At 67.5% G+C, this 20,031-nt stretch carries 16 protein-coding genes and 1 tRNA gene; 7 read left to right on the top strand and 10 right to left on the bottom strand.

Annotation, left to right across the window (positions count from 1 at the left end; all coding sequences use genetic code 11):
* Positions 1-91 precede the first annotated feature (91 nt).
* The 4 genes from RIA68_03860 to RIA68_03845 all read right to left on the bottom strand — a co-directional run bounded on the left by RIA68_03860 (position 92) and on the right by RIA68_03845 (position 4,258).
* Entirely contained in the window at positions 92-805 is a 714-nt protein-coding gene (locus RIA68_03860) for an MBL fold metallo-hydrolase (protein ID MEQ8316570.1), read from the bottom strand.
* A 20-nt stretch (positions 806-825) separates the two neighbouring features.
* Positions 826-1,380 (bottom strand): hypothetical protein, encoded by a 555-nt coding sequence (locus RIA68_03855; GenBank protein MEQ8316569.1) that lies wholly within the window; start codon positions 1,378-1,380, stop codon positions 826-828.
* Positions 1,381-1,637: 257 nt separating this feature from the next.
* Positions 1,638-2,834 (bottom strand): glycosyltransferase family 4 protein, encoded by a 1,197-nt coding sequence (locus RIA68_03850; protein ID MEQ8316568.1) that lies wholly within the window; start codon positions 2,832-2,834, stop codon positions 1,638-1,640.
* The gene (locus tag RIA68_03845) at positions 2,831-4,258 is read right to left on the bottom strand and encodes an ATP phosphoribosyltransferase regulatory subunit (GenBank protein ID MEQ8316567.1); all 1,428 of its coding nucleotides are present in this window, start codon (positions 4,256-4,258) and stop codon (positions 2,831-2,833) included. Before RIA68_03845 ends, RIA68_03850 begins: the two co-directional genes overlap by 4 nt.
* A gap of 103 nt (positions 4,259-4,361) precedes the next feature.
* Here RIA68_03845 and RIA68_03840 point away from each other — a divergent pair, with 103 nt between their 5' ends.
* Both RIA68_03840 and RIA68_03835 read left to right on the top strand, forming a co-directional pair.
* A complete protein-coding gene (locus RIA68_03840) occupies positions 4,362-4,934 on the top strand; it encodes a hypothetical protein (GenBank protein MEQ8316566.1) in 573 nt (190 codons plus the stop codon).
* A gap of 246 nt (positions 4,935-5,180) precedes the next feature.
* Positions 5,181-7,028: a 2Fe-2S iron-sulfur cluster-binding protein gene (locus RIA68_03835; GenBank protein ID MEQ8316565.1), complete on the top strand. Its 1,848-nt coding sequence runs from the start codon at positions 5,181-5,183 to the stop codon at positions 7,026-7,028.
* 6 nt (positions 7,029-7,034) lie between these two features.
* On the opposite strand, the gene RIA68_03830 is transcribed toward RIA68_03835, so the two are convergent.
* Positions 7,035-7,613: an ECF-type sigma factor gene (locus RIA68_03830; protein MEQ8316564.1), complete on the bottom strand. Its 579-nt coding sequence runs from the start codon at positions 7,611-7,613 to the stop codon at positions 7,035-7,037.
* Between the two features lie 101 nt (positions 7,614-7,714).
* Here RIA68_03830 and RIA68_03825 point away from each other — a divergent pair, with 101 nt between their 5' ends.
* Positions 7,715-10,432: a protein kinase gene (locus RIA68_03825; GenBank protein ID MEQ8316563.1), complete on the top strand. Its 2,718-nt coding sequence runs from the start codon at positions 7,715-7,717 to the stop codon at positions 10,430-10,432.
* Between the two features lie 16 nt (positions 10,433-10,448).
* Here the strand turns inward: RIA68_03825 and nusG are convergent, their stop codons facing one another.
* From nusG to RIA68_03810, 3 genes are all read right to left on the bottom strand, one after another.
* The gene (gene nusG / locus RIA68_03820) at positions 10,449-11,237 is read right to left on the bottom strand and encodes a transcription termination/antitermination protein NusG (GenBank protein ID MEQ8316562.1); all 789 of its coding nucleotides are present in this window, start codon (positions 11,235-11,237) and stop codon (positions 10,449-10,451) included.
* Between the two features lie 159 nt (positions 11,238-11,396).
* Entirely contained in the window at positions 11,397-12,071 is a 675-nt protein-coding gene (gene secE / locus RIA68_03815; protein ID MEQ8316561.1) for a preprotein translocase subunit SecE, read from the bottom strand.
* A 51-nt stretch (positions 12,072-12,122) separates the two neighbouring features.
* A tRNA-Trp gene (locus tag RIA68_03810) sits at positions 12,123-12,195 on the bottom strand.
* A 121-nt stretch (positions 12,196-12,316) separates the two neighbouring features.
* On the opposite strand from RIA68_03810, the gene RIA68_03805 reads away from it, so the two are divergent.
* From RIA68_03805 to RIA68_03795, 3 genes are all read left to right on the top strand, one after another.
* Positions 12,317-13,129 carry an ABC transporter ATP-binding protein gene (locus tag RIA68_03805; protein ID MEQ8316560.1) on the top strand — a complete coding sequence of 271 codons (813 nt, stop codon included), beginning with the start codon at positions 12,317-12,319 and terminating at the stop codon, positions 13,127-13,129.
* A gap of 133 nt (positions 13,130-13,262) precedes the next feature.
* Positions 13,263-14,456: an endonuclease/exonuclease/phosphatase family protein gene (locus RIA68_03800; protein MEQ8316559.1), complete on the top strand. Its 1,194-nt coding sequence runs from the start codon at positions 13,263-13,265 to the stop codon at positions 14,454-14,456.
* Between the two features lie 87 nt (positions 14,457-14,543).
* A complete protein-coding gene (locus RIA68_03795; GenBank protein ID MEQ8316558.1) occupies positions 14,544-15,002 on the top strand; it encodes a transcriptional repressor in 459 nt (152 codons plus the stop codon).
* Here the strand turns inward: RIA68_03795 and RIA68_03790 are convergent, their stop codons facing one another.
* Positions 15,003-15,914, bottom strand: a complete 912-nt coding sequence (locus RIA68_03790; protein MEQ8316557.1) for an MBL fold metallo-hydrolase — start codon at positions 15,912-15,914, stop codon at positions 15,003-15,005. It lies immediately after the preceding gene.
* Between the two features lie 47 nt (positions 15,915-15,961).
* On the opposite strand from RIA68_03790, the gene RIA68_03785 reads away from it, so the two are divergent.
* The gene (locus RIA68_03785; GenBank protein ID MEQ8316556.1) at positions 15,962-17,569 is read left to right on the top strand and encodes a cysteine--tRNA ligase; all 1,608 of its coding nucleotides are present in this window, start codon (positions 15,962-15,964) and stop codon (positions 17,567-17,569) included.
* Positions 17,570-17,572: 3 nt separating this feature from the next.
* On the opposite strand, the gene RIA68_03780 is transcribed toward RIA68_03785, so the two are convergent.
* The gene (locus RIA68_03780) at positions 17,573-20,017 is read right to left on the bottom strand and encodes a tetratricopeptide repeat protein (GenBank protein ID MEQ8316555.1); all 2,445 of its coding nucleotides are present in this window, start codon (positions 20,015-20,017) and stop codon (positions 17,573-17,575) included.
* Between the last annotated feature and the right edge of the window lie 14 nt (positions 20,018-20,031).

The following is a 20,031-nucleotide window of genomic DNA, read 5'->3' as shown; positions in this document are numbered from 1 at the left end:
GGAGACTGAGCCAAGTTCTCGTCAAGAAAGCGCTCGACAAGATCCGCTAACGACTCGCGATCTCGGCCATTCACGTTGACAGGATAGGCTATCAGAAAGCGCGTTTGGTTGGATTGATGACCATGCCGTCGCGGCCACAAATGAGAACGTCGGCAATCTCGATAGCCTCGGCAAACGAAGACTTCGCTCGCTCGACGTCCGCGGAGTCATCGAGCACCCGCCCTTTCGATAGGTGTTCCCCATCGGGCACCGCATCCGAACAAATCAGCAGCGTGTGGCTGGGCAGCGCCACCAAGAGACCGCACAATCCGGGTGTCGCGCCCGGAAGGGGAAAAAGGTCCACCTTGTCGGCGAGCCGATCTGGTGCGGGCTTGCATGTACGTAGTTGTGCGACACGCTCCTTGAGCGCGTCGAGCGGGTCGGGGCCATCGTCTTCGAGTCCGTGGTTGCCGCCAAGATCACCGCCCTGGGCCATGCGACGCAGCGTCTCGCCCAGCAAGAGGCCCACCGATTCGCGTTCGGCCTCGTGGATCCACCACCTCGCATGGTCAAAGAGCCGCAGGCCGCGCGTCATGTCGGGCTTGAAGCAGGTCAGAAACACATCGGTGACGTCTGCAGGCCGGATGCCCGCGCGTTCATGCAATCGCGCAGCGAGCGCAACCTCGGGCAGCCCGGGATCGACCAGGATTCGCTTGTTGCCCACCGTCAGCAAGACGGTCGTCGCATGGCCGGTGCGTACCGGCGTGGATTCCTTCCAGAGCGGATTGGCGGCGAGGGCTCCGAGGCTGATCAGGCGAAGGTCCATGATGCCGCGAGGGTATCGCCCTAGCGGGCTTCGAGCCGGCTGAACGTGACCGTGACCTCGCCCTGGCTATCGGGAAACTCGTGCGACATGCGGCGAATGAGCAGCGTGGCTTGGTCGAGCCACAGCGTCGCCGGGCCGTGCGCGATCAGGTCGAGTTCGAGCATGATGGTGGGGCTGCCGTTCACGCTGGTCACGCCGACGATCCTGGCTTGCTCATAGTCGTTCGTCGGTCCCCACGCGTCGCCCGCCAAGATCCGCGGCACGCTCGTGGTGAAGATCGTGACGAGATCCTGGTAGGGCACGATGGCCTGCTCGAGCGTCGGCGCCTGGCCATAGCTTCCCGATCGGATCGTCTCGAATCGAACGCCGGCCTTGTGGACCTCGAAGTTCGGCAGCCGCGAGCCGGCCGTGCCGTCGACGTAGAACGAGAAGTCGCCGTCGCGCTCGTAGAGGGTGCGGAAGCCATACTCGTTCCGGCGGCTTGGCTGGACGATGACGACGCTGCCCTCGTCGAGGTAGTCGGAGGCCTCGCCGTACGCCATGGCAGAACGGGCCAGCAACTCGTAAGCAGACATCGATCCCGTGTAGGGCGTCGCGTCGACGCCTCCGCCGGTGGGTCCCGAGCCGCCCGTCGGAGATTCGCCCGGTGATTCCGGCGGCGGAGGCGGAGGCGGAGGCGGGGCCGACGGCGGCGGTGGCGGTGCAGCCACGATCGGAGGAGGCACGAACGACCCACCGCTCGAGCAACCAGCGATCACGGCCGCCGCCGGAGCGCCGATGGCAAGAGCGAGTCGAGGTGACAGCAATCGCGTGAGGTGGGGCATGGGCAAGGCTATCGGGCCTCGACGCCGGCGTCGGGCCGCCGCTGACGCTCCTGCAGCGCCTCGCGGTACACGTGCTCGAGCCCGGCGACCATGGCCGCCGCGCTGAACTCCCTCCCGGCGACCTCCCTGCCCGATGCCGCGAGGGCCAATCGTTCATCGGGCCTGGCGGCCAATCGCCTGATCGCGTCGCCCAGCCGCGTGGTGTCGCCGGTGGGGATGAGCCAGCCGGTTTGCTTATGCCGGCAGATCTCGGGCGTTCCGTCGCAGTCGTACGCGACCGGGCACACGCTGGCGAGCAGCGACTGGGTCACCGTCCTCGGCAGTCCCTCCCGATAACTCGGGTGCGCCAGGACGTCCATGGCCCGGAGCGTGCCGGGGATGTCCGCCGGCGGGCGCAATCCTGCGAAGACGACCCTGTTCGTCAGCCCCATGCCGGCGACGCGTCGCTCGAGTTTCTCGCGCAGGTAGCCGTCGCCCACCCACAGGAGCCGCCAATGGTCCTTGGCCCTGAGGTCTTCGCCCAACGCGTCGAGCAGGTCGTCGTGGCCCTTGTCCTGGGCCAGGCGGGCGATGGTGCCGATGACGAACTCATGCGGCTCGATGCCGAGTTCTTCTCGTACCTCGTCGCGCGTGGGGTGGCTGGTGAGGTAGGGCTCGATGTCCACGCCGCTGCGCACGGTCGTGTAGAGCGAGGGCGTGCCGATGCCTCGGTCGAGGAACTGCCGCGTCATCGCGTCGGCCACGCTCACGATGGCGTGGCATCGCTTGGCAGCAACACGCTCGGCCGCCGTATAGATCGCGTTGGACACCTTCTTGCCGGGCAGGAACGGTGGTCCGTGGATCGTGTGGACGACGGCCGGCTTGCACGCCGCATTCCAAGCCGCGAGGCGACCCAGGATGCCGGCCTTGGACGAATGCGTGTGCACGACGTCGGGTTCGAGCCGCTCGATGAGCGACTTGAGCTCGAAGTAACCCCGCACGTCGGTGATGGGTCGCACGGGCCGGACCAGGTGCGGCACCTCGTGCATCTTGATCTTGCCATAAGCTCGAACCCGATCCAGCATCGAGCCCTCGGGCCCGTAGATCGGGCCGTACGCGAGGTGCACCTCGTGCCCGAGTTCGGCCTGCCCCTCGCACGAGAGGATCGTGTTCTCTTGGCTCCCACCCAGGATGAGGCGCGTGGAGATGTGGAGGATGCGGGTCACGCGAGCCTGTCGGCGATTGCCTTGCCGACGTAGGCGTCGCTGGCCGGGTCGATGCTGAAGTCGCCGCGGTCGTGCACCAGCTCTTCGCGCCTGTCGAGGTCCTTGACCTGCACCTTGTCCGGGCCGTGGAGCACGACGGCGAACCTTGCGTGCTGCTTCTCGGCGTCGTTGAGCAGCTTCTTGAGGTTGCGCGTGGTCTTGTACGTGCGGCGGGCGTGCATGGGCCGCACGGCGTATCGGTCGAGCGACCATGGCTTGCCGTCGAAGCTCTCGCGCTCGACGCCGCGTCGCAGGCTCGCGAGCAGCGGTTCGACGAGGTGGTCCTCGTCTTCGGAACCTGCCACCACGAACGCCTCGGGGCGCAAGCTCGCGCCGAGCTGGCTCAGCGCGTCCATCAGCTCGGCGCCCTCGGGCATCAGTCCCTTGTCGTCGAGCAACAAGCCCAGCACGACATCGCCCATGCCGAAGCCAACCGCCGGCGTGGGCGGCCCGCCGAAGAGCTCGATGAGGTTGTCGTACCGCCCGCCGCCGGCGATGGCGCGCTCGCCTTCGGCGATGACCTCGAAGACGGTACCGGTGTAATAGGCGAGGCCTCGGACGATTGAGAGGTCGTAGCAAAACCAGTCCGTGGCCACCATGACATCGCCCAGAGCGAGGACAGGATCCATCGCCTCAGCGGAATCCGAATCCATGATGATCGCCGTCTTGGGTTGTTCGAAGAGTTTCTCGAACTGCTCAGGAGTCAGTCCAATGGCATGCAACTCGCTCTTGACGGCCTCATCACTCATCTTGGAAAGGCCGTCGATGAGGGACAGGACCTTTGGTCTGTTCTCTTCGCGAATGCCCGATGATTCCAATCTGGCGTTCAACAACTTCCGGCTACCGAAGTGCATCCGAACCGCTTGCGGTGTAAGACCAGCAAGCTCCATCGCGCCGACGAGACATGCCATCGTTTCCATGTCGGCATAGCCGGCACCCGAAACGATGTCTTCATCGGTCCTGCACTTGGGCAACTCACCCAACACATCCACGTTCCACTGCAAGAACTCCCGCAGCCGCCCCCGCTGCGGCTTCTCCGCCCGAAAGTACGGCCCGATGCTGAACCACTTGGTCGGGCTCGGCAGGCTGGCGGCCTTGGCGGCGTACATGCGGGCGAGGGTGGGGGTAAACTCGGGGCGCAGGGCGTAGTCGTCGTCGCCGCCTTCGCGGCGGAAGCGGAAGAGTTCGCTCACGATGCCCTCGCCGCTCTTGCGGGTGTAGAGCTCGAGCATCTCGAAGGTGGGGCCGTTGATCTCCTCGAAGCCGTGGCGGATGGCCGTGTCTCGCCAGAGGCGGGTGACGTAGTTCTGGCGGAGCAATTGGTCCGGGTAGAGATCACGCGTACCCTTGGGAGAGGGGACCGGGCTCGAGTTGGGCTTGGTCATCGTGAGGGGCTTCCTGAAGCTACAGATTCCGGCCCGGCACACCCGGGGGCACCGGGTCGAGCCTCTCGCGGGTCAGCATAGTGCGAAGGACAGGAGATTTTCGATGCGTACGACTCAGACTCTCGCAGTGGCGACCATCGCCGGCGCCGCCTTGATGCTCGGCGGCTGCGCCGCGACCGGCCTGACCGAGGACGCCCTGGCCATCACCAAGGCCGAGGCCCAGGCCACCATCACCCACCTTTCCAAGACCGAGCCCGAGTTCGATGGGCTGGTCCAGAACAGCCACGCGTGGGCCGTCTTCCCCGGCGAGTTCAACGGCCTGTGGTACCTGCTCGGCGGGGCCGGCAGCGACGGCCTGGTGTACGACAACGCGGGTGAGGTCATCGGCTACAGCCGCCACGCTCGCATCAACGTCGGCATCGGCGGCATCGGCAGCTACAACGACTTCGTCATCTTCTTCCCCGACGAGGCGTCGCTCGAGAGCTTCCAGAACGGGAGCTGGTCGCTCGGTGGCGAGGTCGCCGCCGGCGTGCTCGGTCTGGCTGCCAGCGGCCAAGCGTCGTTCACCAAGGACGTGACCTTCGTCAGCGACCCGCGCGCTGCCTGGGGCATTGCCGCCTACTTCACGATCGACAACTTCAGCTACAACGACATCGACGCCGCCATGACCAAGTGATCGGTCGGCGGCCTTACGACTCGGATCAAGCACGAACGCCCCGGCATTCCAGCCGGGGCGTTTTCGTGTGGTCGCGCGTCGTGCGGACGCGGCCGAAAAAGGGGCCAGGTCGCAAGCACGATTCCGGCCCCTGAGGGGAGGTACGTACGGTTGTACGCCTCCGGTCCCGGCCGGTTGCGGCATCGGGACGGTACCGAGCCAGGCCCTGCGCACGCCCATCTGCGGCTACCATGGAAGCCAGTCAGCATGCCCGAACCGGTCCCGGCCAGCACGGGCCGGGCAGCGCACGAGCACGCGTCCGCGAGCCCATCCACGGAAGACCCGCCGCTTATGCCCAGCATCACCATCAACGGTACGACCGTCGACTTCGAGCCCGGCCAGACCATCCTCCAGGTGGCCAACGCCAACGACGTCGAGATCCCGTTCTACTGCTACCACGACGCGCTCTCGCGTCCGGCCCAGTGCCGCATCTGTCTGGGCGAGATCTGGGCCCCCAACCCGCGGAACCAGGACAAGCTCGAGCCTGTCGCCGGCGGCAAGCTCCAGCCCACCTGCACCACCCCGGCGGGCGACGGCATGGTGGTCTACACCGACAGCCCCAAGGCCGTGGCCAACCAGAAGGCTGTCATGGAGTACCTGCTCATCAACCACCCGCTGGACTGCCCCGTGTGCGACCAGAGTGGCGAGTGCTTCCTGCAGGACTACAGCTACGAGTACGGCCGCGGCGTGTCGCGATTCCAGGAGCAGAAGGTCAAGCAGGCCAAGAAGGACCTTGGGCCGCACGTCTGGCTCTACGCCGACCGCTGCATCATGTGCACCCGGTGCGTGCGCTTCGACAAGGAGATCGCCGGCGCGGGCGAACTGATGATCGGTGGTCGCGGCAATCGAAGCGAGATCGACGTCTTCCCCGGCAAGGCGCTCGAGAACGAGCTCAGCGGCAACGTGGTCGACCTGTGTCCCGTTGGGGCGCTGCTCGACAAGGACTTCCTGTTCGCCCAGCGCGTCTGGTTCCTCAAGAAGACCGCCAGCATCGACGGCATCACCGCCAGCGGCGACAACATCTCCATCGAGCACAACGAGGGCAAGATCTACCGCGTCAAGCCCCGCGAGAACCAGAAAGTCAACAAGCACTGGATCACCGACGAGGTGCGCTACGGCTGGAAGTTCGTGCACAGCTCCGACCGTCTGGAGGAGCCGCATGCCCGCCGCTACGGCGCGCTGGTCGAGGCCGAGTGGCCCCGGGCTTATCGCGCAGCGCTCGACGGCATCGAGGCCGCGCTCGACAAGGGCGGCCGCCTCGCCGTGCTGGTGAGCCCGATGCTGCCGTGCGAGGAGGCGTTCGCGCTCGCCACGCTCGCCAAGTCGCTGGATGATCAAGCGATCTTCGCCGTCGGGCCCGTGCCGACCAAGGGCGAGGACAAGGCCTTCCCGCCCACCAAGAGCCTCGACGACGAGGACGCGTTCGTCATGGTCGCGGAGAAGGCGCCCAACGCCCGCGGCGTGCGGCGCGTGCTCAAGAGCGTCAGCGGCACCGACCCGGTCGAGTTCCACGACTTCCTGGGCGCCATCGAGAACGCCGAGGCGCTGCTGCTCACCGGCAACTACCCCAGCGACTGGGCCCCAGCCGAGCTCGCCGATGCGGCGACCGACCGATTTACCGTGCTCATCGACACGCTGCCCAGCCGGCTGATCGACTCCAGCGACGTGGTGCTGCCCGGGGCGACCTGGGCCGAAAAGGCCGGCACCTTCGAAAACCACCGCGGCCTGCTGCAGGCGTTCGACGCAGCCATTCCGGCATTAGCACGCACCGAGGGCCAGATCGCCCACGACCTGCTCGCGGCCTCGGGCGTCGACGCGTACATCGCCGAGCGGCCCGAATCCAAGCGACGGCGGCCGGACGTGGTCGTCGTCGACGACGGGCCGGGGCAGGTGCCCCAGGCGACGGAGATCGAGCTGCCGCGAGGCTTGCTCTTCAACGCGACGAACGTCCGAACGCAGATGGCCGACGCCGGCATGGGCGAGTTCGCCACGGACGTTGTGCTGCCACCGAAGGACGCGAAGAAGTCGGGCGACATGCGGGTCGTGGAGCTCTAGCCAGACTTAAGCCGTTCCGAGCCTCATCCGAAGCCACGCGAGCGCCATCTTGACGTCGTTGTTCACCGTCCGCGGCGAAACACCCACAAACTGGGCGATCTCCTCGATGCTGCGCTGGCCAAAGAACTTCAGCTCCATGATCCGGCTCTGACGAGCGTCGAGCTTCTCGAGTTCCTGGAGCGCCTCGTGCAGCGTGAGCACGTCAAGGTGCTGTTCGCCCTCCGATTCGCCCAGCGCGCCCATCGTCTCGATGTCGACGCGGCCGTGCCCGCCGCCACGCTTCGCCGCGTTGCGTTGCCGGGCATGATCGACCAGGATCTGCCGGATCGCGCGAGCGGCATACCCATAAAACTGGGACCGGCCCTCCCAGTCGATGTTGGCCGAGCCCACCAGCCGCATGAACGCCTCATCGGCCAGCACGGTGGGCTGGAGCGTGTGGCCGCGGCGTTCCTTGGCCATCGCGCGTTCGGCGATCTGCCTGAGCTCGGCCAGCACCAGCGGCGCGAGCTCGTCGCGGGCCGCCTCGTCGCCCTTGCCCGCGTCCTGCAGAAGCTTCGTGATGCCGGTCGCGTCGCCTGGGTCCATGGCCTTCCCCCGATGAAGATTGCCGCACTATCGGCGGGCTATGTTAGTAGCTGGGCCGACCGATTCCCGTTTCACGGTCGGTGCGTGGGAGGGGGTCGCTCATGGATCCGGACATCTACGCCCGGGCGCGCGAGCACTTCTTCCGGCTCCAGGACCTGGCCGAGAGCGATCGATCCGCGGCGCTCGATGCCCTGATCGCCGACGAGCCGGAGGTGGGCCGATACGTCGCGAGCCTTCTCGAGGCCGAAGAACCCGACGCGGGCGACCTCTTCGAAGACGCCGTAAAGCAGGGGATGAGCGAGAAGGTTCGCGACATGGCGGCCTCGCTCGATCTGGTCGAGGGCCAACGCATCAACGCGCTGACCATTGTGCGGCGCCTCGACGGCGGCGGCTTCGGCGACGTCTATCTCGCCCACCAGGACGGCGCCGATCGCACCGTGGCCCTGAAGATCATCAAGGCCGGCATGGATACGGACCGCGTACTCCGGCGATTCGAGAGCGAGAAGCGGATGCTCGCGGCGCTCGAGCATCCCAACATCGCGCGCTTGTACGACGCCGGCCATACGCCCCAGCACCTCGGCTCGCGGCCGTACTTCGTGATGGAGTACGTCGACGGTCCGCGGATCACGCGGTACTGCGACGACCAGGGATTGTCGGTCCGTGACCGCATCCGCGTCTTCATCGGCGCGTGCCGGGCCGGGCAGCATGCGCACAGCAAGCTCATCATCCACCGAGACCTCAAGCCCTCGAACATCCTGGTGGCAACCGAAAACGGCGCCCCCGTACCCAAGGTCATCGACTTCGGAATCGCCAAGGCGCTCGATGATCGCTACGCCGCGGATACGCGGCACACGCTCGAGGGCCAGGTCATCGGCACGCTCGACTACATGAGCCCGGAGCAGGCCGACGGCGGTGGTGATGCCGACGTTCGCACCGATGTCTACGCGCTCGGCGTCGTGCTGTACGAGCTTCTGACCGGGACGCTCCCCTTCGACACGCACAAGCTTGCCGAGTTGAAGACCTCCGATGCGTACCGGATCATCCGCGAGGTCGAGCCGAAGAATCCCAGTACGCGCGTCCTGCAGGCCGAACCGCCGAGCTCGCGCGTTGCCGATGGTCGATTGCTCAAGGAAGACCTGGACTGGATCACCCAGAAGTGCCTCGCGAAGGAGCCGCACCGGCGCTACCAGACCGTCGGCGAGCTGGTCGAGGACCTGGAGAACCATCTCGCCGGGCGGCCGGTCGAGGCCATCGCGCCCCCCGCGACGTACAAGCTACGGAAGTACCTGAAGCGCAACTGGCTGCCGGTCGCGACAGTATCGGCGATCGCGATCGGGGCGGGCGTGGCGCTGGCGGTCTATGTCGGGCTGGTAGTGCGTGAAGCGAGCACGCGCGTCGAGCGAGACGAGTACCAGTCGAAGGCCTCCCAGCTCGAAGAAGCGAACGCGCGGCTCGAAGCCTCCGAAGCGCGCACGCGTGAGGTCAACAGCAAGCTGCAGACCCGCAACGCCGAGCTCGCCGCCACGCAGACCGAGCTCGAATCGAAGAACGCGCAGCTCGAGCGGCAGTCGCTCGCCCTCCAGGACGCCGTGGATGAAACCACCCGGCTGGCCGAGCAGGAGCGGCAGGCCAAGGAGGAGGCCCAGCGGGCCCGCGAGGCACTCGTGCTGGCCAACGCCGACCTGACCCATGCGCTCGACGCCCTGGACGCCTCGCTCGGCGAGACGCAGGAAGCACGCGAGCGGGCCGAGCAAGCGCTGGTGCAGGCCGAAGAGAACGCCCGCCTGGCCGCGGCCGAAGCAGCTCGGGCCGATGCCGAGGCGGCAAACTTCAAGCAGCTGTTCGACGAGGCAGAAGCGTCCATCAAGGTCATCACGCAGGGAAACCGCATCCCGAGCGACGTGCTGCGGGAGGTGGCTGGTGCGCTCGACTCGGAGGGGCTGCTCCAGGCCCAGATCTACGAGCACCTCGCCGAGCGATCCGTCGCCGACGCGGACTGGTCCGAGGCGATCGACCTCCAGGAGCAAGCGCTCGGCGCTTACCTGGGCTCGCTGGGATCGGACGAGCGGGCCACCCTGCTGGCCCGCTTGGGCCTGGCTTCGTTCCTTCAGCGAGCCGGCCGGTGGAGCCAGGCCGACGAGCAACTCGATCTGCTCTCAACGGCGGCCGAACGGAGCTTGGACCCCGACGACGAGCTGCGGACCAGGATCGACCTCGCCCGCGGCTTTGGCAGCTTCTATCGCGACGACTTTGACGAGGCCCTTGCGTTGCTCGACCGCGCGGCGGCGGATCTGGAGCGCCGGTATGGGGCGTTCGACCCGCGCACGCTCGGGGCCGTCCGGCGGCGCGCGATGGTGCACGCCGCTCTCGGCAACGCATCAGAGGCCGAGGCCGACTACCGCCGCGTGCTCACGCTGAACGACGCCACCACCGACGAGGGGCGCGAGGACCTGGCCATCGCCGCGAACAACCTGGCCGTGTTGCTGCGAGAGTCCGATCGCGACAGCGAGGCAGAGGCCGTCCTCGGCAGGGCGGTCCGCACCGCCCGCGGCGTGTGGGGCGTCTCGAACTGGCGGACGGCGATGGTGGAGGCCCAGCACGCCAGCGCCCTCGTCGCCATCGGGCGATTCGAGCGTGCCGAGGGCAAGCTGCTGGACGCGTACGACGTGCTCGAGGCGACGCTGGGGGCGCAGCACCGCGAGACCCGGGCGATCGCCCGCGAGTTGCTCTCGCTGTACCAGACTTGGGACGCCGCCGAGGGCACGACGAGACACGCGAGCAAGGCGAGCAGATGGCAGCGGGTGCTGACGCTGCGATAGTCGCTCCGCCGCCGGCTCAGCCTTCGTCGGCCTTGGCCAGCTTCCACTCCTCGATCTCGATGGGCGCCTGGCGGCCGAAGATGGTAACGAGCACGCGGACGAGCCCCTTGTCGGGCAGCAGCTCATCGACCGTGCCCTCGTAGCCCTCGAAGGGGCCTTCCTTGATCGTGACGTGCTCGCCCTTGACGAAGTTCATGCGAACCTCGGGCTCTTCCTCGGGCGCGCGGCTCGACATCTGGATCTTCTCGACCTCGTGGAGCTCGAGCGGGGTGGGGCGAGGCGTGCCGACGAAGTCGCCCACGCCGGTCGTCTCCTTGATCAGGAAGAAGACGTCCTGCGGGATGCGGCCGTCGTCCTCGAGCTTCATCTCGACGAAAACGTAGCCGGGGTAGAGCTTGGTCTCGGTGATCTTGATCTTGCCGTTCTTGAACGTGCGGCTCTTCTCGGTGGGCACCAGGATGCGGCCGACGAAGTCGGTCTTGTGCTCGATCTGGACCTTCCGCAGGAGCGTGTCGCGGACCGAGCTCTCCTTGTTGGAGGCCACGCGGAGGGCGAACCAGCTCATGCCGGGCTGCACGATGGGCTCTTCGGGCTCTGCGGGCTCGCCGGCTTCCGAAGCCTCGGCCGAATCGGTCGAGGGCGCTTCGGGGGCTGCGGCAGCCGCCTCGGGCGCTGTCTCGGGCTCCACCTTGGGTTCGGGCTTGGGTTCGGCCTGCGACTCGGCGGCGGTCGGGGCCTCCTGCTCGGTCTGGCTGGTGGAAGGGCTGCTCTCGCCGGCCTTGGTCGTCTGCTCGCCTTCGGTCATCGTGCACGCTCCAGAAAATGACAGCGGCCGCAGACACGCTCCACGCGGTCCACGGCCGATACGGTCAAGTTTAGGCTCGCCCCAGCGCAAGTCGAGCGGGACGGTCCGGCCCCGGCTAGGGCGAGGGTGGCGCCCGAAGCCCGCTCAGCAGCGCCTGAATCAGATATCCAGGACGCCGATGGTCTTGAAGAAGAACTGGAAGATGAAATCGAATCCGAAGAGGTAGAAGCCCAGCAGGGCCGAGGCCCCGATGACGACCCACGTCGAGTTGATGACGTCCTTGCGGGTCGACCAGTTGACCTTGCGCATCTCGCCGTCGGTGGCGATGAGGAAGTCAACCGAGCCCTTCTTGATGGCAACGAAGTAGACGATGACCGTGGCGCCGAGCAACACCATGAGCACCACCATGCCGCCCTGGACGTAGATTCGCTCGACCACGGGCACGCCGCGAACGCCACCGCCAGAGATCGTCGCGATCTGGCCGCTCTCGGCTCGCAAGGCCTCGATCTGCGACCGCAGGGCCTCTTCCTGGAGCTGCCAGTCCACGACCGTCAGCACGCCGCCATCGCTGCTGGCTTCCACCGTCTCGACCGTCGCGGTGCCCAGCACGGGGCGATTGCCCAGGCCGGCCTCGCCGAGCAGCTCGACCTGCTGGCCGACCACGAACTCGGTATCGGAGCCGTAGCTGGTGATCCAGGCGCGATCGGGCAGCGGGATGAGCAACGCCTGGCCGTACAGCCACGCAGCCGCGGCCAGCACCAATACGCCGCCGAAGACGGCGGTGAGCGTCCGGGTCCAGTAGCCCTGCCCGGGCTTGTAGATCGCAAAGGCCATCGTGCCTCCAAGCCTCTCGAATCCGATTCGGCCGCGGATCGGCCGGAGCAACACGTCAGGAGGGACTCGAACCCCCAACCTGCGGATTTGGAATCCGCTGCTCTACCAATTGAGCTACTGACGTTCGGGATTTCATCCCCACCAGGGCCCTTCCCTGCCGGGCCCTAATGATTGGCGCACTCCCCGCGACAAGCGAGCCCGCGCCGGGCCCAACCGAACCCGATCCCACAGGTACAGTTCACCCGATGACGAGCCCCGCCCAGACCGAAACGGACCGTACGGACGCAGCCACCCAGCCGAGCGAGGGCATCCCCAATCCCTACGCCGATCGGCCCACCGTGGCCGAGCTCAAGAAGGTCCGCAAGGTCTACTACAAGCCTGACGGCTCGGTCATGGTCGAGGCCCTCCGCGGCGTCGACATCACGGTGCACCAGGGGGAGTACGTCGCCATCATGGGCGCGTCCGGTTCGGGCAAGAGCACGCTCATGAACATCCTGGGCTGCCTCGACCAGCCGACTGACGGGCAGTACCTGCTGGCGGGCAAGGACATCAACGAGATGGACGACGAGGCGCTCAGCCAGTTCCGCGGGCGCACCATCGGCTTCGTGTTCCAGGCGTTCAACCTGATCCCCCAGCTCACCGTCGAGGACAACGTCGCCGTGCCGCTCTTCTACCAGGGCGTCGATCCGATCGAGCGCCGCGAGCGCGCCATCGAGAAGCTCTCGCTCGTCGGCCTCGGCGAGCGACTTGGCCACCGCCCGCGCGAGCTCTCGGGCGGCCAGCAGCAGCGCGTGGCCATCGCGCGCTCGCTCATCGCCGAGCCCAAGGTGCTCATGGCCGACGAGCCCACGGGCAACCTCGACTCGCGCACGGGCGAAGAGATCCTGACGCTCTTCGAGAAGCTCCACGCCGGGGGCATGAGCATCCTGATGGTGACCCACGACGACTCGGTCGCCGACCGCTGCGAGCGTGTCATCCGGCTGAAGGACGGCGTGGTTGAGTGGGATCGACGGCTTCGGACGCGGGCGGTGGTGTCATCCAAGTCACCGTCCGAGTGATGTACTGCGATCGCAGTCCTGAATTACCGGCGTCCCGGGTCCGATCGTCGCTGCATCGTGTGAAAATCTTCATGCGATGACGCGCGCGTTCGTGGCCCGAGCCCACCTGATCCTGGGAATACACTCCCGCGCCATGCTCAAGGCCCTCCGAATCTTGCTCGCCATCGCCGCCCTCGCGCTCTGCGTGTGCAGCGTGTTGCCGGAGATCCAGACCGGTGCGTGGTGGGTCCGCGGGTTCGACTTCCCGCGCGCTCAGGCGGCCGCCTTCATCGTGCTGGTGCTGCTCGGCCAGGGCGTAGTCGGATGGCTCGCCCATCGCCAGCGCAAGAAGAACGCGTCGGCGCCCCAGCGAGCAAGCGTGTTCAAGCGGGCGATCATCCCGGCCTTGCTCGTCGGCGCCCTCGCCTGGCAGTGCTTCCGCATCCTGCCGTACACGCCGGTCTTCCCGGTGCAGATGGAGGCGGCCCGGGGCGAGCCGGGCGAGACGCTGTGCCTGCTGGTCTACAACGTGCGCTACGACAACACCAAGATCGACGCCCTCCTCGAGACCGTGCGCAAGGCCGATCCCGACGTGGTCCTGCTGGCCGAGCCGACGCGGTGGTGGCACGATCGGCTCGCGCCGCTGGCCGAGGCCTATCCGCACGCGATCCTGCAGCCGCAAGACAATCACTACGGCATGCTGCTCTACAGCCGGCACCCACTGATCGCTCCCGAGGTCCGGTTCCTGGTCGAGGACGGGGTGCCATCCATGCTCACGACGCTCCAGTTGCCATCGGGTCGCGAAGTTCGCTTGTACGGCGTGCACCCCAAGCCGCCGGGGTTGAAGCGGCCGATCGATTCCGAGCGTGAGGACAGCCACCAGCGCGACGCCGAGTTGCTCATGATCGCGCGCGAGGTCAAGGATGCTCGCGATGCCGGCGACGCCACGCCGGTGATCGTCGCGGGCGACTTCAACGACGTCGCATGGTCGCACACCACGAGGCTCTTCCAGCGGGTCAGCGGGTTGCTCGACCCGCGCGTCGGCCGGGGCTTCTACAACTCCTTCCACGCCCGCCGCCGAATCTATCGGTTCCCGATCGACCACGTGTTCGCGTCGGACCACTTCCGCCTCGTCAGTCTGCAGGTACTGCCCGACATCGGCTCGGACCACCACCCGGTGCTGGCCACCCTCGCGCTCGAGCCGACGGCCCCGCTGACCCAGGACGAGCCCGATCCGCAGGGCGACGACCTGGAGGAAGCCGAGGAGACGATTCGCGAGGGGAAGGAGGAGGTACGGGAAGACGAATTGGTTGAGGAACGAACTCCATCTTCTGAACCCCGAGGCTGATCTCGACAGCCCGTGCCGTCCTGCCGGTCAAGGGTGCTGGCAGCGCTGATATCTCGCCGCGTCGACTTCCTTCCTAGAATCGTTCCAATGACGGATGCCGCCCACGATCGAGAGCCCCGGTCACCGGCCGACCACCGCGACCTGTTCGCCGCCCACGGCCTGCGTTGCACCCGCCAGCGCCAGGTGGTGTACGCCGCCCTGGCGAGCACCCGCGAGCACCCGACGGCCGAGGCGATCTACGAGAGCGTGCGTGAGGGGCAGGGCGGGGCCGGCATCTCGCTGGCGACCGTCTACAACACGCTGGAAACGCTCAGCCAGCGCGGCCTGTGCCGCAAGCTGGCAACCCCCGGCGGGCCGACGCGATTCGACGCCATCACCGACGAGCACGCCCATGTCGTGTCGCCCGACGGTTCGATGCTCGACCTGCCCGACGACCTGAGCGCCCGGGTGATGGCCGGCGTCCGCGACCCCGAGCTCATCGCCGAGATCGAGCAGCGTCTCGGCGTCAAGGTCGGTCGGATCAGCATCCACCTCGCGGCCGAGTAGCTACTCCCGCCACCCCAACGCCCACTCGCCCTCGCTGCGTTCCTCTTCGCGAGACTGAGGCAGCACCAAGCCGTCCCACGCTAATCGGATGCCCCCGGGCAGCGCCCGGTCCACCGGCTCGTGGCGGACCTCGTGGTTCATGTGGATGAACCAAGTCTCTTCGGCCCCGATCTTCTGGGCCGCCGCGACGGCCTCGTCGATCGAGAAGTGCGTGGGGTGGCGTCGTGGACGCAGGGCGCCCAGCACCAGCGTCTTGAGACCTTCGAGCAGCGGCCAGCTTTCGGGGGGAATGCCCGAGACGTCGGTGCAATAGGCCATCGGCAAGAGATCCGACATGCCCGCCCGCGCCGCGACCGTCGGGTGGACGGCCTCGATGCGAAACCCCAGCACGGGCAGCCTGCCGTGCAGGAGCGTGAGCGGCGTGATGCGCAGGCCGAAGAGCTCCTCGGGCACCATCGGCAGCAGGCGGTGGGGGATGACGCTGGCGACGTAGCTGGGCTGGACGTTGTTCTTTGCGTCGAAGATGTGGCCGTAGACGCGGCGGAGGAAGTCGAGCGTGTGGTCGTTGGCATAGATGTCGACCGGCCCCTCCATGAGCGTGTTGAAGCGGCGCAGCTCGTCCAGGCCCCAGGTGTGGTCGACGTGGTTGTGGGTGAAGAGCAGCGCGTCCACGCGCTCGAGACCGGCGCGAAGGGCCTGCTGGCGAAGGTCGGGCCCGGCATCGAAGAGGATCGTCCGCTGCTCGCCCCGGTCGTCGCCGAATCGCAGGGCGGCCGAGCAGCGCAGCCGCCTGTCCTTGGCGTCGCTTGAGGTACAGGTGAGGCACGAGCAGCCAATGACTGGCACGCCGCTGGACACGCCTGTGCCCAGGAACTCGAAGGAAATCTGCCTGTGCCGCCCGGGATCTCGCACGCCGCAGCGTACGCCGAGCACGCCCGGTGTTTGCTCTATGATCGTGGATGCCCGAGTCCCTGCACCTGTACAACACCCTCACGAAGCGCGTCGAGCCCTTCCGCGCGACCGATCCGAACACGGTCACCTTCTACTCCTGCGGCCTGACGGTCTACGACGACGGCCACATCGGAAACTTTCGCGCCTTCCTCATCGCCGACCTGCTGCGTCGCTGGCTCGAGAGCCCGCTGTGCACGATTCAGGACGCCAGCGGCAGCCTGCACGCTGGACCACGCACCGTCCGCCACGCGATGAACATCACCGACGTGGGCCACATGACCGACGACGATCGGGCCGACGGCGGCGGGCAGGACAAGATGGACGCCGCCCGCTCGCGCCTGCTCGAGGCCAAGAAGGCCGGCACGCTGCCGCCGGGCGCCGAGATCGACGCCGCCGACCCTTACGCCATCGCTCGCTTCTACACCGACCGCTTCCTCGAGGACGCGAAGAAGCTGGGCCTCAAGGTCGCCAGCGAGCAGGACATGATGCCCAGGGCCACGGCGTACGTGCCGGCCATGATCGAGCTGATCGAACGCCTGATCGCACGGGACTGCGCCTACGTGACGGGCGAGCCGGGCGCTCGCGCGGTCTACTTCAGCGTCAACGCGTTCGACGGCTACGGCAGGCTCAGCGGCAACTCGCTCGAGGCCCTCCGCGCCGGCGCCGGAGGCCGCGTCGACGACGCAAACCAATCGACCAAGCGACATCCGGCCGACTTCCTGCTCTGGAAGGAGGACGCGAGCCACCTGATGAAGTGGGACAGCCCGTGGGGCACTGGCTATCCGGGCTGGCACGTCGAGTGCTCGGCCATGGCGTACGAGGTGCTCGCCAAGGCGAGCTTCCCAGATGGCGTGGTGCCCGACGGCCAGCCCGTCATAGACCTGCACACGGGCGGCGAGGACAACATCTTCCCGCACCACGAGTGCGAGATCGCCCAGAGCTGCTGCGCCTTCAACGAGACGCCGAGCGGCGCGCCGTTCGCGCGGCACTGGCTGCACAATCGCTTCCTGCTCGTCGACGGCCAAAAGATGAGCAAGAGCAAGGGCAACTTCTTCACGGCCCGGGATCTCTTTGCCAGGGGCGTCGAGCCTGCCGCGCTGCGGCTGGCGCTCATCCGCACGCACTATCGCACGAACGCCGACTTCACCGACCAGCTCCTGAAAGACAGCCAGCGGATGATCGACCGGTGGCGACAAAGCGCCAGCATTGGTCCGGGCGATGAGGAGTTGGAAACGGATGGTTCTCGAACGATTATGCGCGAATTTGCCAGTGCTTTGAATGATGATCTCAACGTGTCCGAAGCGATTGCAATGATCAACGTCTGGATGAATCGTTCGGGTGACGCGCGTCGAGGCGACGGGTACGTGTTCCAGAAGTATTTTGGGGCCGTGCTGGGAATCGACTTAAATGAAGCGACCTCAACAGACACCTCGATCGGCCTGTTCGCGCCTGGGCTAAAGCCTGACCCCGCGGTCATCGAGAAGCTCGAGCAACGCAAGGCCGCGCGCGCGAACAAGGACTTCGCGACCAGCGACGCCATCCGCGACGAACTGGCGGACATGGGCTACGCCATCAAGGACGTCGCAGGCGGCAAGGTCGAGGTGACGCGGGCCTGAGCACTAGCCGCCCGCGGTCGCCAACCGCTCGCTGGCCTGGAACCAGCGTTGCCAGTCGTCGCGCGACAGCGGCAGGTCCGAGTCGTTCCAGACCTCGCTCGGGAAGCTCTCGTATAAGCGTCGAGCCCGCTCGTTGGCGGCCCGCGCGAGTGCGAACTCCCCCTGTTGAAGCCGCGCGCTCACGATCTGGATGAGCGGCACGAGTGCGGCGGGATCGCCGGCGTACTTCGCGTGGGCCGCGGCGTAGTGCTTGACGGCGAGTTCGTAGTCGCCCAGGTCGTACGCACAGGCGCCCAGGAAGAAGTAGGCGCTGCGGAGCGACTCACGCTCCGCCGGCGAGAGTTCACCGAGCCGCTCGAAACCGTCGCGGGTCAGCTCCAACTGCTCGATCGCGGTACGCAGGCGTTCCTCGCGAAGGTTGAGCAACTCGCGGCGCTCGCTGCCGGGCATGGCTTGGGCCAGTGCCTCGCCGATCCGATCGGCCTCGAGCCGGAAGGCGTCGGCCAGCTTGAAGCGGATGAGGTGCTCCAGGCGTTCGCCGTCGAATCGGGCGAGTGCCTCGCGGAGGCGTTCGATGGCCGGGACGTACTCGCCGCGCTGATAGTGCAGCGTGCCGAGCTCGACCAGCGCGCGGCGATACTCCTCGCTCGTCGGCCCCACCAGTCCGCCCGAGAGCACGCGTTCGAGCAGGGCCAGCGCCTCGCCGTCGTTCTCGGCGTCGGCGTCGGCCAGCAGCGTCTCGGCCAGCGGCACGTACGACTTCAGGGCGAAGGGGCCAACGCCCTTGCCCGTGTCCGGGTCGTTCGCGTCGTCGATGAGCGATCGGAACGCCTCTTCAGCTGCCGAGTGCCGGCTGCGGGCCTGGTAGATGCGACCCAATCTATAACGAGCCTCGGCCCGCTGCGGGCTCTCGCTGATTGCCGTGACGAACGTCGTGAGCTTGCGTTCGGCAAGCTCGAGATCGCCCGCGCGGTCGAAGCACACGGCGCCGAGCCACGTGCTGCGCTCGAACGCGGCCTCGTCGAGCGTCACCAAATCGGCATGCAGGGCGTAGTACCCACCCGCGGCCCGGATGTGCCGGCGAAACTCCTCGCGCGTCGCGGCGTCGAAGTGCAGCGCGTCGGCGCCCACGCTCGCGGCCTGGCCGGTGGCCTGGGCGAGATCTTCGGCGACGGCGCGGTGCGAATCCGCCAGCGCGAGCACGAGTTCGGGGGAGCGTTCCTCGTCGCTCACGGTCTCGGCGAGCTGGGCGTACCGCAGCGCGTCCGTCGATTCGCCGGCGAGGCTGTGGACACGGTGCTGCGCCAGGAGCGCGCCCTCGAGCACCTCTGCGTCGACGCCGCCGGCCGGCCCGTCCTCCCGTAGCATCTGGATCGCCTCGGTGAAGAGGTCGAGCGACAGGTCGGCCTCGCCCTCGGACGCATAGACCTCGGCGAGCCCGAGGCGCGCGGCCTGGGCGGCGGGCGACCAGCCGAGATCGTCGAGCACGCGCTGGTACCGGTCTCGAGCCTCCATCGCTCGGCCCGACAGTTCGTCGAGCCTGCCCAGCAGCACGATCGCCAGGCCGCGCTCGGGCGATTGCGGCTCGGCCAGCTTCTCGCCGAGCTCGAGCGACTCGCGTGAGTCGTTGAGGTCGCCCAGTTCCATCTGGGCTGCGCCGAGCTCGACGCTCAGGGCGGCTCGACGCTCGGGTGCCGCACGGGCCCATTGCGGATAGGACCGCAGCAGGCGATCGACCACGCCGGCGTGATCGCCCGTGGCCGACAGAACGCGGGCCCGCTGGAGCTCGGCCCACGCCCGGTCGTTGATGCCAAGCGTGCCGTCGGCGACGAACCGGGAGACGAGGTCGATGATCCGCTCGCGCCCGCCGGGGGTCGAAGCATCTTCGTCCTCGATGGCGATGCGATAGAGCTCGTGCCGCAGCGGCCGTTCGGTCGGCGGCATGTCTTCGGCGCGTTTGAGCGCGGGCTCGACCTGGTCGAGGCTGATGTAGGCCTGGCCCAAGAAGAACGCATCGCGCGGCTCGAGCGCGGCGCCCTGCCGCTCGGCTTCGCGGTATTCGCGCACGATGTTGGTGTCGTTGGTTTCCTGCCGAGAAGTAAACTCGGACTGTCCAAGCGAGAGGGCGCGGGCCCGGAGCACGTGGAAGCGGCGGCGTAGTTCGGGGGTGAACGAGGCACGATCGAGGTTCGGCCCGAGGTCATCGTTTAGAACGTCCAGAGCCTGGGCGTACCGCCGGGCCTCGATCCGCCGCTCGGCGCCGTCCAGCAACCCCTCAATGTCCGGAGCGGGCCGATGAAGGACCAAGGTCACGAGCCCGATAACCAGCAGTGCAACGGACACGCCCAGCGTCGGCACCTGCCAGATCTCACGCCATGGCGTCACCGCCGGATCCTGGGCCGGTTGCTCGGTGCTGGGCTGGGCTGCGGGCTTGTCGTCGGCCGGCACGGCGCCTCCGCGGG

It is taken from the genome of Phycisphaerales bacterium, from assembly GCA_040217175.1.
In the GTDB taxonomy this organism is placed as follows: domain Bacteria; phylum Planctomycetota; class Phycisphaerae; order Phycisphaerales; family UBA1924; genus JAHCJI01.
The sequence above is the reverse complement of the archived record's forward strand: the minus strand, read 5'-3'. Positions and strand labels throughout refer to the sequence as shown.